13 protein-coding genes and 2 tRNA genes are annotated in these 13,636 nt (G+C 72.7%); 8 read left to right on the top strand and 7 right to left on the bottom strand.

Going from position 1 to position 13,636, the window contains the following annotated elements:
* Positions 1-6 precede the first annotated feature (6 nt).
* The 3 genes from J2S63_RS05355 (at position 7) to J2S63_RS05345 (ending at position 1,374) form a co-directional block, all read left to right on the top strand.
* Positions 7-1,116, top strand: coding sequence for a CPBP family intramembrane glutamic endopeptidase (locus J2S63_RS05355; protein ID WP_310299544.1), 1,110 nt, complete (start codon positions 7-9; stop codon positions 1,114-1,116).
* Positions 1,117-1,182: 66 nt separating this feature from the next.
* Positions 1,183-1,254 (top strand) — tRNA-Gln (locus J2S63_RS05350).
* A gap of 47 nt (positions 1,255-1,301) precedes the next feature.
* Positions 1,302-1,374: transfer RNA gene (locus J2S63_RS05345), tRNA-Glu, on the top strand.
* 94 nt (positions 1,375-1,468) lie between these two features.
* On the opposite strand, the gene J2S63_RS05340 is transcribed toward J2S63_RS05345, so the two are convergent.
* Genes J2S63_RS05340 through J2S63_RS05325 form a run of 4 tightly spaced genes read right to left on the bottom strand, consistent with a single transcriptional unit; the run spans position 1,469 to position 6,628 of the window.
* Positions 1,469-3,178 (bottom strand): glycerol-3-phosphate dehydrogenase/oxidase, encoded by a 1,710-nt coding sequence (locus J2S63_RS05340; protein WP_310299542.1) that lies wholly within the window; start codon positions 3,176-3,178, stop codon positions 1,469-1,471.
* A gap of 1 nt (position 3,179) precedes the next feature.
* Positions 3,180-4,229, bottom strand: a complete 1,050-nt coding sequence (glpX, locus tag J2S63_RS05335; RefSeq protein WP_310299540.1) for a class II fructose-bisphosphatase — start codon at positions 4,227-4,229, stop codon at positions 3,180-3,182.
* A complete protein-coding gene (glpK, locus tag J2S63_RS05330; RefSeq protein WP_310299538.1) occupies positions 4,226-5,743 on the bottom strand; it encodes a glycerol kinase GlpK in 1,518 nt (505 codons plus the stop codon). Before glpK (J2S63_RS05330) ends, glpX begins: the two co-directional genes overlap by 4 nt.
* A 27-nt stretch (positions 5,744-5,770) precedes the next feature.
* On the bottom strand, positions 5,771-6,628 hold the full coding sequence (locus tag J2S63_RS05325) for an MIP/aquaporin family protein (RefSeq protein ID WP_310299536.1): 858 nt from the start codon (positions 6,626-6,628) through the stop codon (positions 5,771-5,773).
* A 136-nt stretch (positions 6,629-6,764) separates the two neighbouring features.
* Between J2S63_RS05325 and J2S63_RS05320 the strand changes: the two genes are divergently transcribed.
* Entirely contained in the window at positions 6,765-7,535 is a 771-nt protein-coding gene (locus J2S63_RS05320) for an IclR family transcriptional regulator (RefSeq protein WP_310299533.1), read from the top strand.
* Positions 7,532-9,037: a glycerol kinase GlpK gene (gene glpK / locus J2S63_RS05315; protein WP_310299531.1), complete on the top strand. Its 1,506-nt coding sequence runs from the start codon at positions 7,532-7,534 to the stop codon at positions 9,035-9,037. Before J2S63_RS05320 ends, glpK (J2S63_RS05315) begins: the two co-directional genes overlap by 4 nt.
* Before the next feature lie 96 nt (positions 9,038-9,133).
* Here the strand turns inward: glpK (J2S63_RS05315) and J2S63_RS05310 are convergent, their stop codons facing one another.
* Both J2S63_RS05310 and J2S63_RS05305 read right to left on the bottom strand, forming a co-directional pair.
* A complete protein-coding gene (locus J2S63_RS05310; RefSeq protein WP_310299528.1) occupies positions 9,134-9,358 on the bottom strand; it encodes a hypothetical protein in 225 nt (74 codons plus the stop codon).
* Entirely contained in the window at positions 9,328-9,831 is a 504-nt protein-coding gene (locus J2S63_RS05305) for a hypothetical protein (RefSeq protein WP_310299527.1), read from the bottom strand. The genes J2S63_RS05310 and J2S63_RS05305 overlap by 31 nt, the downstream gene beginning before the upstream one ends.
* 160 nt (positions 9,832-9,991) lie before the next feature.
* Between J2S63_RS05305 and J2S63_RS05300 the strand changes: the two genes are divergently transcribed.
* The 3 genes from J2S63_RS05300 (at position 9,992) to J2S63_RS05290 (ending at position 12,811) form a co-directional block, all read left to right on the top strand.
* A complete protein-coding gene (locus J2S63_RS05300; RefSeq protein WP_310299525.1) occupies positions 9,992-11,494 on the top strand; it encodes an Ada metal-binding domain-containing protein in 1,503 nt (500 codons plus the stop codon).
* 1 nt (position 11,495) lies between these two features.
* A complete protein-coding gene (locus tag J2S63_RS05295; RefSeq protein WP_310299523.1) occupies positions 11,496-12,020 on the top strand; it encodes a methylated-DNA--[protein]-cysteine S-methyltransferase in 525 nt (174 codons plus the stop codon).
* A 68-nt stretch (positions 12,021-12,088) separates the two neighbouring features.
* Positions 12,089-12,811 (top strand): SGNH/GDSL hydrolase family protein, encoded by a 723-nt coding sequence (locus J2S63_RS05290; RefSeq protein WP_310299521.1) that lies wholly within the window; start codon positions 12,089-12,091, stop codon positions 12,809-12,811.
* Between the two features lie 71 nt (positions 12,812-12,882).
* Here J2S63_RS05290 and J2S63_RS05285 read toward each other — a convergent pair whose 3' ends face one another.
* On the bottom strand, positions 12,883-13,602 hold the full coding sequence (locus J2S63_RS05285; RefSeq protein ID WP_310299519.1) for an IclR family transcriptional regulator: 720 nt from the start codon (positions 13,600-13,602) through the stop codon (positions 12,883-12,885).
* Positions 13,603-13,636 lie beyond the last annotated feature (34 nt).

The raw sequence follows: 13,636 nt of genomic DNA, 5'->3' as shown, positions 1-13,636 counted from the left end.
GACCCCATGACCCAGCCGCCCGGCCCCGACGCCCGGCCGCCGTACTCCCAGGACCCCTACGCGACGCCGCCCGGGGCGCTCGGCCCCGTGCCGCCGTACGCCGGCCCGCCTGGGGACTGGCACCGCTACACCCGGCCGCCGGAGCAGCGCCCGACGTTCCAGCACGCCGAGCCGATGCCCTACCACCTCATGCTGCGCACGTGGACCTACGCGTGGTGGCGCCCGGTGGTCGGCCTGCTGCTCCTGCTCGCCGGCATGCTCGTCGTGGTGCCGGTGGTGATGATCCCGGTGCTGCTGGTCGGCACCGCGATCGAGTCCGGCGCCACCGACGCCCAGCAGTACGGCGACGCGGTCACCGCGGCGCTGGGGCTCAAGGAGGTCACGGTCTCGGGGCTGCTGTGGCTCAACCTCGTGCTCGGCGCGATGGTGCTGTGGACCTGGATGCTCATCCGCGTCCTGCACCAGCTGCGGCCGCGGTGGCTGGCCTCGGTCCGGCCGCGCATCCGGTGGAAGTTCTTCTTCGCCTGCCTGGGCCTGAGCGTGCTGGCCCTGGTCGCCCAGGTCGTTGTGGGCGCGGTGGTCCCGGCCGGCGACACGGGCATGGGCGGCGACCTCAACCCGATCACCGGCAAGACGATCGCGCTGATCGTCGTGGTGCTCCTCACGACCCCGCTGCAGGCGGCCGGCGAGGAGTACGTCTTCCGTGGCTACCTGCTGCAGGCCGTCGGTGCCCTCAGCAAGCGGGCCTGGGTCGCGGTGCTCGGCTCGGCCGTCCTCTTCGCGATGGCCCACGGCCTCCAGAACCCGCCGCTGTTCTTCGACCGCTTCATGTTCGGCCTCATCGCCGCGTGGCTGGTGATCCGCACCGGCGGCCTCGAGGCGGGCATCGCGCTGCACGTGCTCAACAACCTGCTGGCCTTCGGCGGTGCGATCCTGCTGGGCGACGTGAGCGACATGCTCAACGTCTCGGAGATCTCCTGGTGGAACATCCCGGTGACCCTCACGCAGTCCGCGGTCTACGTCGTGCTGGTGCTGCTGGTGGCGCGGAGGATGGGGCTCGACGACCGCACGAGGCCTCCGGCTCCCCAGGTCGCGCAGGCCACCGTGGGGGCCTGACCCCGCTTTGGTGGGGGAGTCGCCGCCGTGTATTCTCGTCCGGGCTTCGCAAGGAGCTCGATCCCATGGGGTATGGGGTAATTGGCAGCCCGACTGGTTCTGGTCCAGTTAGTCTAGGTTCGAGTCCTAGTACCCCAGCGATTTGGTCGCTTCCCTAGCCTCCGCTAGAGTTTCGACCGCTTCACGCCCCCGTTGTGTAGCGGCCTAGCACGCCGCCCTCTCAAGGCGGTAGCGCCGGTTCGAATCCGGTCGGGGGTACTCATCCGAGAGCGGCCCTTCCCAGCAGAACGCTGGGTGGGGCCGCTCTCGTGTTCCTCTGGCACGGTGGGTGGCGAGCCAGCCGGGTCGTGCGTCAGTCCGTGCCGCGTGCACCGACCCTGACGTCGGGGGCGCCGAGGCGTGCTGCGTCGGCGGTGTCGTCGTCGGGCTTGGTCTGCGAGTCCCGCTCGGCCTTGATCCTGGCCCGGTAGTGCTCGATCTCGCGCGCGACGTGGTCCTCGCCCCAGCCGAGGACCGGGGCGATCAGCTCGGCGACCTCCGCGGCGGCGGCCTCGCCGCGGTCGGGCACCTCGATCGAGATCCGGGTCCGACGGGTGAGCACGTCCTCCAGGTGCAGGGCGCCCTCGTGGCTGGCGGCGTAGTACGCCTCCACGCGCAGGTACTCCGGTGCGCTGGCCAGCGGCTCACCGAGCTCGGGCCGTTCGGCAACCAGGTCGAGCAGCTCCGAGACGAGGCTGCCGTAGCGGCCGAGCAGGTGCTCGATCTTGGAGACGTGCAGCCCGCTCCGCTCGGCGATCAGGTGGCGGGCGTTCCAGTCGCCGCGGTAGCCGTCGGCGCCGGCGAGCAGGACCCGCTCGGTGCACGAGGCGGGCACGACCTGCTCCAGCCCGTGCACTGCGGAGTCCACGGCGTCCTTGGCCATCACCCGGTAGGTCGTGTACTTGCCGCCGGCGATCATGGTCAGGCCGCGGACCGGGCTGGAGACGGCATGCTCGCGCGAGAGCTTGCTGGTCGAGTCGGACTCGCCGGCCAGCAGCGGCCGCAGACCGGCATAGACCCCGACGACGTCCTCGCGGGTGATCGGGTCAGCCAGCAGCCGGTTGGCGTGGTCGAGCACGTAGTCGATGTCGGTGCTGCTCGCCGCGGGGTGCGCCAGGTCGAGGTTCCAGTCGGTGTCGGTGGTGCCGATGATCCAGTGGCTGCCCCACGGGATGATGAACAGCAGGCTCTTCTCGGTCCGGGTGATGATCCCGGTGGCGGAGTTGATCCGGTTGCGCGGGACGACGATGTGGATGCCCTTGGACGCCCGCACCTGGAACTGGCCGCGCCCGCCGACCATCCGCTGGATCTCGTCGGTCCACACGCCGGCGGCGTTGATCACCTCGCGGGCCCGGATCCGGATCTCGGCGCCCGACTCGAGGTCCTTCGCCACCACGCCGACCACCCGGTCGGCCTCGCGCAGAAAGCCGGTGACCCGCGTGCTGTTGGCGCACAGCGCGCCGTACTCCGCGGCGGTGCGGGCCAGCATCATGGTGTGTCGGGCGTCGTCGACCTGGCCCTCGTAGAACCGGACCGCTCCCCGGATCGTCGACAGCTTCCCGGACGGGAACGACTCCATCGTCTTCTTGCGGCTCAGGTGCTTCATGTGGGACGGCACGCCGCGACCGGCGCCCATCACGTCGTACACGCCGACCCCGAGCCCGACGTACCCGCGGTCGATCGGCTTCTCCAGAGGGTAGATGAACGGCACCGGCCGAGCGAGGTGCGGGCAGAGCGTGTTGAGGACGAGCGCGCGCTCGCGCAGCGCCTCGAAGACCAACCCGAAGTTGAGCTGCTCGAGGTAGCGCAGCCCGCCGTGGAACAGCTTGCTGGACCGGCTCGACGTGCCGGAGGCGTAGTCGCGGGCCTCGACGAGGCCGACCTTCAGCCCGCGGGTGACCGCGTCGAGGGCGGCGCCGGCCCCGACCACGCCCCCGCCGATGACCAGCACGTCGAGCTCCTCGGAGGAGAGCCGGGCGAGCGCGGCGTTGCGGGCGGCCGGACTCAGGGGTTGCGAGTTCACGTCAGGAAGCCTTTCGATCGGGGGTCTTCGGTCCGCGGTGGATGGTGTGCTCGTGCGCGTCGATGAGGTTGGACTGGGCCCGGTCGTGCCTGGTCTCGATCACACGCACCGCGCCCGAGCGGGACCGCATGGAGAGGGAGTGGGTGACGACCGTCTCCGGCTCGAACCGGACACCGCGCAGCAGGGTGCCGTCGGTGACGCCGGTGGCCGCGAAAAACACGTCGTCGCCGCGCACCAGGTCCTCGGTGGTCAGGATCCGGTCGAGGTCGTGGCCGAACTCGAGCGCCGCTCGGCGTTCGGCGTCGTCGCGCGGGTGCAGCCGCCCGAACATCGCGGCGCCGTTGCACCGGAGTGCGCACGCCGCCAGGACCGCCTCCGGAGTGCCGCCGATGCCCATCAGCACGTCGACGCCGGATCCGCGACCCACGGCGATGGCCCCGGCGACGTCGCCGTCGAGCAGGAAGCGCACCGCCGCGCCGGCCGCCCGGATCTCCTCCACGAGCGCCTGGTGACGCGGGCGGTCGAGAACCGCGACGGTCATCTCCTCGCGCCTGCTGCCCAGCGCCCGGGCGACGGTGTCGAGCAGCTCGGCGACCGGTGCGGTCGGGTCGACCGCGGCCGCGGCCGCCGCCGGCACCACGAGCTTGTCCATGTAGACGCACGGACCGGGGTCGAACATGGTGCCTCGCTCGGCCAGCCCGACGACCGCGACCGCGTCGGGCAGGCCCTTCGCCGCGGCGGTGGTGCCGTCGACCGGGTCGACCGCGATGTCCACCTCCGGGTCGGAACCGTTGCCCACGTGCTCGCCGTTGTAGAGCATCGGAGCCTCGTCCTTCTCGCCCTCGCCGATCACCACGACGCCGCGCATGCCGACCGATCCGAGGACCGGCCGCATGGCGTCCACCGCGGCCTGGTCGACCCCGGTCTTGTCGCCGTGCCCGACCTGTCGGGCGGCGGCCATCGCGGCGGCCTCGGTGGCGCGCACCAGCTCGAGGGCCAGGTTGCGGTCCGGGTCGAGGGGGAGCCCGGGTGCGGGAGCCGGCGCGCTCATTCGACGTCCACCCAGTCGAGGGTCCGCTGGACCGCCTTCTGCCAGCCGCGGTAGCCGTCCTGGCGCTGCTCGTCGGACCACTGCGGCTCCCACCGCGTGTCCTCGTTCCAGTTCTTGCGCAGCTCCTCGGGGTCCTTCCAGAACCCGACCGCGAGGCCGGCGGCGTAGGCCGCACCGAGGGCGGTGGTCTCGGCGACCACCGGTCGGCTGACCGGGACACCGAGCACGTCGGCCTGGATCTGCATGCACAGGTTGTTCGCGGTGACCCCGCCGTCGACCTTGAGGACCTCCAGCTCGACCCCGGAGTCCTTCTCCATCGCGTCGGCCACGTCGCGGCTCTGGTAGCAGATCGCCTCCAGGGTGGCGCGGGCGATGTGGGCGTTGGTGTTGAACCGGGACAGCCCGACGATCGCGCCGCGTGCGTCGGAGCGCCAGTACGGCGCGAACAGGCCCGAGAACGCCGGGACGAAGTAGACCCCGCCGTTGTCCTCGACCTCCCGTGCGAGCGTCTCGCTCTGGGAGGCACCGGAGATGAGGCCGAGCTGGTCGCGCAGCCACTGGACGGCGGAGCCGGTGACCGCGATCGAGCCCTCGAGGGCGTAGATCGGTGGCTGGTCGCCGAACTGGTAGCAGACCGTGCTCAGCAGGCCGTTCTTGGAGCGGACCAGCTCGGTGCCGGTGTTGAGCAGCAGGAAGTTGCCGGTGCCGTAGGTGTTCTTGGCCTCGCCGGGGGCCAGGCAGACCTGGCCCACCATGGCGGCCTGCTGGTCACCCAGGCTGGCCGAGAGCGGGACCGCGGCGCCCAGCGGCCCGTCCTCGAGGGTGTGGCCGTAGAACTCCGGGTCCGAGGAGGGACGGATCTCGGGAAGCATCTGGCGCGGGATGTCGAACATCGCCAGCAGCTCGTCGTCCCAGTCGAGCGTCTCCAGGTCCATCAGCATCGTCCGGCTCGCGTTCGTCACGTCGGTGACGTGGACGCCGCCGCGCGTGCCTCCGGTGAGGTTCCACAGCAGCCAGCAGTCGGTGTTGCCGAAGATCGCCTCGCCCGCCTCGGCGGCCTCGCGGACCCCCTCGACGTTCTCGAGGATCCACTGGATCTTGCCGCCGGAGAAGTACGTCGCGGGCGGCAGGCCGGCCTTGCGGCGGATCACGTCGCCGTGCCCCTCGCGCTCCAGTGCCGTCGCGATCCGGTCGGTGCGGGTGTCCTGCCAGACGATCGCGTTGTAGTAGGGCCGGCCGGTCTTCTTGTTCCAGACCACCGTCGTCTCGCGCTGGTTGGTGATGCCGAGGGCGGCGAGGTCCGAGCCCTGCATGCCTGCCCGGGCCAGGGTGGTCTTGATCGCCGAGCTGGTGCGCTCCCAGATCTCGAAGGGGCTGTGCTCGACCCAGCCCGGCTTCGGCATGATCTGCTCGTGCTCGAGCTGGTGGCGGGCGATCTCGTTGCCGCCGTGGTCGAAGATCATGAAGCGGGTGCTGGTGGTGCCCTGGTCGATGGCGCCGACGTAGTCAGCCATGGTGGTTCCTCTCGGTCGTGGTCGGGTTCAGCTGCGCGGGGAAGCGGCAGGGGCGCGGTAGACGTGCGGCTCGGTGGTCGGGATCTCGCCGACCTCCCCGGGCTCGTCGTCGTCGGGCATGAAGCGGGAGATGGCGAGCTTGTAGGCCCCGGCGCCGAGCACGCCCCCGATCAGCGGGGCGATGATGGGCACCCAGAAGTACAGCGAGCCGTGCTGGTCCTCGAACGCGGTGCCGTAGCCGGTGAAGAAGGACGCGAGGCGGGGACCGAAGTCGCGCGCCGGGTTGATGGCGTAGCCCGCGTTCGTGCCCCAGGCCATCCCGATCGCGACCACGATCAGGCCGACGATGAACGGCGCCATCCAGGCAACCGGGGCGTCGTTGCGCGAGTCGGTGACGGCGAGGACGAGGAACAGCAAGATGGCGGTGCCGACGATCTGGTCGAGGAACGCCGTGCCGGTGCTCACGTCCATCGCGCCGTTGCCGGGCAGGGTGGAGAAGATGGCTTGGGTGGCGATGGTGTGGCCCGGGTCGACGCTGGCGATCGCGTCGGCGTACACCACCCGGACCAGCAGTGCCGCGACGAAGGCGCCCAGGGTCTGGGCCAGCGCGAACGGCGCCACCTTGCGCCAGGAGAAGTCGCTGAACGCGGCCAGGGCCACGGTGACGGCGGGGTTGAGGTGCGCCCCGCTGATCCGGGCCGCGGTGTAGACGCCGAAGGTGACCCCGAGGCCCCAGGCCCAGGCGATCGAGTCGTGGTCGCCGAGCGTGCCCTTGCTGGTGACGACCTGGGCGACCACCCCGACCCCGAACAGGATCAGAATCATCGTCCCGGTGAACTCGGCGACCATCTCGCCGAACAGGGTGCGTCGGGTGAGCCGTTCCATGCGCTGTCTCCTCGTCGGGGGTGGTGACGGACTCGGACAGTAGGTTTCTTGTGATGGGGGCCACAATGGAGGCTGTTCGGCATCGCCGAAAGGATCCGCGTTCGGCATCGCCGAACGCTCGCGGTGAGGAGCTCTGATGGCGACGCGAGTCCAGTCGGTCGAGCGAGCTGCCGCGATCCTCCAGGTGCTCGCGGTCGAGGATGCGCCGACCAGCCTGGGCCAGCTCGCCGTCGCGCTCGGCCTCGCCAAGGCAACGACCCACGGGCTGGTGCAGACCCTGCGAGACGTCGGCTTCGTCGACCAGGACCCCGAGTCGGGTGGCTACCTGATCGGGGCCGGACTGCTCGAGCTCGGCAGCCGCAACGTCGACCTGAACGAGGTGCGCAGTCGCGCGCTGAACTGGACCGACGCGCTCGCGGCCCGCAGCGCACAGGCAGCCCACGTCGCGGTGTTCGACTCCGGCGAGGTCCTGATCGCCCACCACGTGTTCCGGCCGGACGCGAGCGTGCAACAGGTGCAGACCGGCTCGACCCACCCGCTGCACGCCACCGCGCTCGGCAAGGTCCTGCTCGCCTACGACCCGCGGGCCGTGCGCGCCCTGGGCGCCGGCCCGCTGGAGAGCTTCACCTATCGCACCGTCACCGACCGTTCCCGGCTGCTGCGCGAGCTGGCCGACGTCCGCGACCTCGGCTGGGCGGCCGCGGTCGAGGAGCGGCACCCCGACCAGGCCGGCCTCGCAGCCCCGGTGCGCGACCGCAGCGGGCAGGTGATCGCGGCAGTGGGGATCAAGGGTCCCGTCGACGCGCTGTGCGACGCCCGGCACCGGCCCCGCACGGCGCTGGCGACGCTCGTCGTGCAGACAGGGCGATCGATCTCGCGCGAGTTCGGGCACGGGCGCGTGCCATGAGGCCGACGTACGTCGCCGCCATCGACCAGGGCACCACCTCGACCCGCTGCCTGCTCTTCGACCGCGAGGGCAGGATGGTCTCGGTCGCTCAGCAGCTGCACCGGCAGCACTACCCGCAGCCGGGCTGGGTCGAGCACGACGCCGAGGAGATCTGGCAGCTGGTGTGCCGGCTGGTGCCGCAGGCACTCGCCGACGTCGACGCCGCGCCGGACCAGATCGCCGGCCTGGGCATCACCAACCAGCGCGAGACCACCGTGGTGTGGGACCGGGTGACCGGACTGCCCGTCGCCCCCGCGATCGGCTGGCAGGACACCCGGACCTCGGCATGTCTCAGCGAGCTGACCAGTGACTTCGACCCCGCCGAGCTGACCCGGCGCACCGGCCTGCCGCTCGCGGGCTACTTCTCCGGGCCCAAGCTGCGGTGGATCCTCGACAGCGACCCCGCGCTGCGTCACCGCGCCGAGCGGGGTGAGCTGCTGTTCGGGACCATGGACACCTGGTTGGTCTGGAAGCTCACCGGCGGCCTGCACGTCACCGACGTGACCAACGCCAGCCGCACCCTGCTGATGGACCTCGAGACGCTGCGCTGGGACGACGAGCTGCTCGCCTGCATGCACATCCCCCGGGAGATGCTGCCGGAGATCAGGCCGAGCATGGGCAGCTTCGGCACCACCCGGCACCCGATCGACGGTATTCCGGTGTGCGCGCTGGTCGGCGACCAGCAGGCGTCCTTGCTGGGTCAGACCGCGTTCGAGCCGGGGCAGGCCAAGTGCACCTTCGGGACCGGCAGCTTCCTGCTGATGAACACCGGCACCGAGCTGGTGCGCTCGCGCTCCGGCCTGATCACGACCGTCGCGCCCTCGGTCGAGGGCGAGGAGACGGTCTATGCGCTGGAGGGCTCGGTGGCAGTCGCCGGAGCGCTGGTGGAGTGGTGCCGCAACAGCCTCGGTCTGATCCGCCACCCGGCGGAGATCGAGACCCTCGCCCTCAGCGTGGAGGACAACGGCGGCTGCTACGTGGTGCCCGCCTTCGCCGGCCTCTACGCGCCCTACTGGGAGCCCGCCGCGCAGGGCGTCATCGTGGGCCTGACCTCCTACGTCACCAAGGGACATCTCGCCCGCGCGGTGCTCGAGGCCACCGCCTGGCAGACCAAGGACGTGGTGGACGCGATGAACGCCGACGCCGGCGTACCCGTGTCGTTCCTCGCCGTCGACGGCGGGATGACCTCCAACAACCTGCTGATGCAGGCCGTGGCAGACGTCCTCGACGTGCCCGTGCAACGGCCCATGATGGCCGAGAGCGTCGCGCTGGGCGCCGCCTACGCCGCCGGCCTGAGCGCCGGCTACTGGCCCGACCGCTCGCTCCTCCGCTCGCACTGGCACCGGGCCGCGGAATGGCGCTCGAGCATGACCGCCGAGCACCGCCGAGAGCAGCTGTCGCAGTGGCGCGAGGCGGTGGAGCTCTCCATCGAGTGGGGCCGCCGCACGTCTCCGGGCCGGTGAGCCTCTCGAGCGCCCTGCGGACCTGTCTCGTGCGTCGTCACCGGGGGCCGAGACGGTCGAGGTCGTGCTCGACTCTCCCCGACCGGATCGCGCCCCTCAGTAGGTCTGGCGGCCGATCGATCCCGTGGACCCGTCGGGCAGCGCGAACGCCCCGAACACCTGCGCCGGCACGCTGAGCGCCGTGGTGCCGTTGGTCACCGAGCCGAACCAGCTGGTGTCCGTGGCCGTCCGGGTGAGGGACCCGTCACGGCAGTGGTAGGTGCTGCCGAAGCCGCCGTCGACCTTCACCCTCAGGCTGCCCTTGCCCAGCGTGGCGAGCACGGTCGCCGAGGACCCGCTCCGGGTGAGGGTCGGGACCGGTGCGCCGTGATGCTCGCCGTCGAGCCGCTGGTCGAGCCGCTCATCCCCACCATGGACGCCGCGGTGGAGCTGGTCGTCCGGGTCGCGCTGCCGACGTTGCCCCAGGGGCTCGCCCCGGACTTGAACCACGCGATGCCGGAGACCGCCATCGGCCTGGTCCTGCTCGCGACCTTGCCGCCGCACGAGCGGGTGCGGGCGGTGTCGGTGGGGGAGAACCTCAGGTCGAGCCGCCCCCGCGTGCCGGTCTGGCTGTCCGGCAGCTTCAGCGTGCCCGCGCCGGTCGAGCCGATCCCGAGGTCCGAGGCCCGCGCCCGGAAGCTCCAGACGTGGCTCTCGGTGCCCTGGGCGAGGCCCACCGTGACGTCACTTCCCTGGGACGAGGGTGAGGCGCCGATCGTCAGCACGAGCTTCTTGCCGGCCGTGGAGATGAGCACCGTGCGCGCGGAGAGGTACCTGCTGGTCAGCGCACCGCTCCCGCTGCGCGGTGCCGGATCGGGGTCCCGTCGGTGTCCCGGGCCGACCCGGGACACCGCGCCCACTGCGACGTCCGATTCCCGCTAGGAACTGTCGGTCGGCCCAGGCAGGATGGTCGTCATGGAGCTCGACCACGACACCTGCTACCGCGCCGTCGCCGGCCGCGACCGCCGGTTCGACGGGGTCTTCTTCACCGCGGTGCACTCCACCGGCATCTACTGCCGTCCCTCGTGCCCGGCTCGCACGCCCAAGGCCGCCAACGTCTCCTTCCACCGCACGGCTGCCTCGGCGCAGGCAGCGGGCTTCCGGGCGTGCAAGCGCTGCCTCCCGGGTGCCTCTCCGGGCTCGCCGGAGTGGGACGTGGACGCCGACGTGGCCGGGCGCGCGATGCGCCTGATCGCCGACGGCCTGGTCGAGCGCGAGGGCGTGGAGGGGCTGGCCTCGCGCCTGGGCTTCAGCACCCGCCACCTGACCCGGCTGCTGGGTCGTGAGCTCGGGGCCGGGCCGCTGGCCCTCGCCCGCGCGCAGCGCGCCCAGCACGCCCGCACCCTCGTCGAGCGCACCGAATGGCCGCTGCAGGAGGTCGCCTTCGCGGCGGGCTTCGCCAGCGTGCGGCAGTTCAACGACACGATCCGCGAGGTCTACGCCGCCACGCCGACCGAGCTGCGTGCCCTGGGCCGGCAGCGCCCCGCGGGCCCGCCGGCCACCGGGGCGATCACGCTGCAGCTCGCGGTCCGCACGCCGTACGACCTGGACTACGCGCGGGTCTTCGCCGAGCGCCACGTCGCCCCGGGGCTGGAGGCGATGGCCGCCGACGGGACCACCTACGTCCGGGCCCTGCGCCTCCCGCACGGTCCTGCGACCGTGACGCTCGACCTCGCCCGGCTCGAGCCGGGCGTGCCCGTGGCGACCGTCCCCGCGACCCTGCGCCTGACCGACCTGCGCGACCTCGCGGCCGCCGTCGAGAGGTGTCGCCGCTTCCTCGACGCCGACGCCGACCCCCTGGTGGTCACCGACGCGCTCGGGCGCGACGAGCTCCTCGCCCCGCTGGTCGCCCGTCGTCCCGGCATCCGGGTGCCCGGTGCGGTCGACGGTGACGAGGTCGCGCTCCGCACCGTCCTGGGCCAGCAGGTCACCCTGACGTCCGCCAACCGGCTCGCCGCGCTGGTCGCCGAGACGGCGGGCGAGCCGCTGCCAGCGGGGCTGAGGCTCGACGGCGTCGAGCGCACCTTCCCGACCTCGGCGGCGGTGGCGGCGCTCGACCCCGACACGCTCCCGATGCCACGAGCCCGCGCGCGGGCCCTCGTCGCGCTGGCCGAGGCCCTCGCCGAGGGGCACGTCGTGCTCGACCGCAGCGCCGACCGCGAGGAGACCCGCGCCCGGCTGCTGGCCCTGCCGGGGATCGGGCCCTGGACGGCCGACTACGTCCTGGTCCGCGCTCTCGGCGATCCCGACCGGTTCCTGCCCACCGACGTCGCCGCGGTCCGCGCGGCCGCCGCTCTCCCCGGTGGCCCGCCCGACCGCGGAGCGCTCGCCCACCGCGCCGAGTCCTGGCGGCCGTGGCGCTCATACGCCCTGCACCACCTGTGGGCCACGATCCTCGACCCCACCAAGGAGAACTGACATGTGGACCGTGATCGAGACCCCTGTCGGCCCGCTGCGCCTGGTCGGTGACGGCTCCGCCCTCACCGCGATCGACTTCCTCGGCGAGATGCCCACCGGCGTCGGCGAGGCGGCCAGCGTCCGCAACGCGGCGCTGCGCATCGACACCCGGGTCCTCGACGACCAGGCCGACGGCGACCCGCTGCTGCGCGACGCGGCCGCCCAGCTCGCGGCGTACTTCCGGCGTGAGCTCGAGGAGTTCGACCTCCCCGTGGTCCCGAGCGGCACGCCGTTCCAGCTGCGGGTGTGGGAGCAGCTGCGCGCGATCCCCTACGGCTCCACGGCGACCTACGGAGAGGTGGCTGCCGCCCTCGGCCTCACCGGCCATGGGGCGCGGGCGGTCGGCACCGCCAACGGCCGCAACCCGGTCCCGGTCGTGGTGCCGTGCCACCGGGTGGTCGGCTCCTCGGGCTCCCTCACCGGCTACGGCGGTGGGCTGCACCGCAAGCAGCTGCTCCTCGAGCTGGAGCAGGACGCCTTGTTCTGAGCGGGTTCCGGGCCGTCGCCCGGGCGGGGCGCGCGTCCTGGACGGGTGAGCGGTGCGACCATGAGGACGTGCCTCCTCGCCTGCCGCTCCCGGTCCTGCTGCCGCTCCTGCCCGTGCTGGCAGCGCAGGGTCGCGACGTACGCCGGCGCACGCCCGTGCTCCCGCCGTCGCAGGTGACCTCCGGACGTCTCGGCGAGGAGGGCGAGCCGATCCGCCTGGTGGTGCTCGGCGACTCGGTGGCCGCGGGCACCGGGGTGGCCGACCCCCGCCGCACGATCTCGGCCGAGCTCGCCCGCCGCCTTCACCTGCGACACCGCCGTCCCGTCGAGTGGCGGGTCTTCGCCACCTCCGGGCTCGACGCGGTCGGGGTGCGCGAGCTGGTCGTCGAGCACGCCGACGACCTCGCGTCCGCCTCGGTGGTCCTCGTGTCCGTGGGCGTCAACGACGCCAAGGACCTGCACTCCGTGCGCCGCTGGAGCCGCGACCTCGATGCGCTGCTCTCCCAGGTCGAGCGCAACGCCCCGCACGCGCGGGTGCTGCTGCTGGGCATCCCGCCGATGGAGGCGTTCCCGGCGCTGACCGGCACCCTCGGCTGGGCGCTCGGCGGCCGGTCCCGCATGCTCGACCGCGCCGGCGCCCGCGTGGCGGCGGACCACGAGCGGGTGCGACGCATCGCGCTCCGACCCGACGACCTGCCGGGCTCGATCGAGGGCTTCGCCGACGACGGCTTCCACCCCGGTCCCGGGGCGCACGAGCACCTCGCCCTCAAGGCGCTCGCCGCGCTGGGCTGACCCGCCGTACCCTCCCGGCCGCCGTACCTCCGAGCTCTGCACGGACCGGGGGCGCCGCTGAGGGATGAGGGCTACTCCGCGGCCCGGCGCAGGGATTCCGAGAGGCGCTCGGCGGCGGCCATGACGGCCGGGGCGTGGATGCGGCCGGGCTGGCGGGTGAGGCGCTCGAGCGGGCCCGAGACCGAGACGGCCGCCAGGACCTTGCCGGAGGGGGAGCGGACCGGGGCGGAGACCGAGGCGACGCCGGCCTCTCGCTCACCGACCGACTGCGACCAGCCACGACGGCGTACGGCGGTCAGCGCCGTCGGCGCGAAGGTGGCGGTCTGCAGCAGCCGGTTGGCCTTCTCCGGCTCCTCCCAGGCCAGCAGCACCTGGGCCGCGGAGCCGGCGCGCATGGTGAGCTGCGAGCCGACGGGGATCGTGTCGCGCAGGCCGGAGGGGCGCTCGGCGGCGGCGACGCAGATGCGGTGCTCGCCCTGCCGGCGCCACAGCTGGGCGGACTCGCCGGTGATGTCGCGCAGCCGGGCCAGGACGGGACCGGCTGCGGCGAGCAGGCGGTCCTCGCCGGCCGCGGCGGCGAGCTCGCCCAACCGCGGGCCGAGGACGAAGCGGCCCTGGAGGTCGCGCGCGACGAGGCGGTGGTGCTCCAGCGCCACGGCGAGACGGTGGGCGGTGGGACGGGCCAGGCCGGTGGCGGTGACCAGACCGGCCAGGGTCGCCGGGCCCGACTCGAGGGCGGTCAGCACGAGGGCCGCTTTGTCGAGAACGCCGACTCCGCTAGAGTTGTCCATACTCTGATAATGCCGTCTCGCATACTGATATGCA

Origin of the sequence: Nocardioides marmoribigeumensis (assembly GCF_031458325.1) — a bacterium.
Lineage (GTDB): Bacteria > Actinomycetota > Actinomycetes > Propionibacteriales > Nocardioidaceae > Marmoricola_A > Marmoricola_A marmoribigeumensis.
This window is presented reverse-complemented; position numbering and strand designations above follow the sequence as displayed.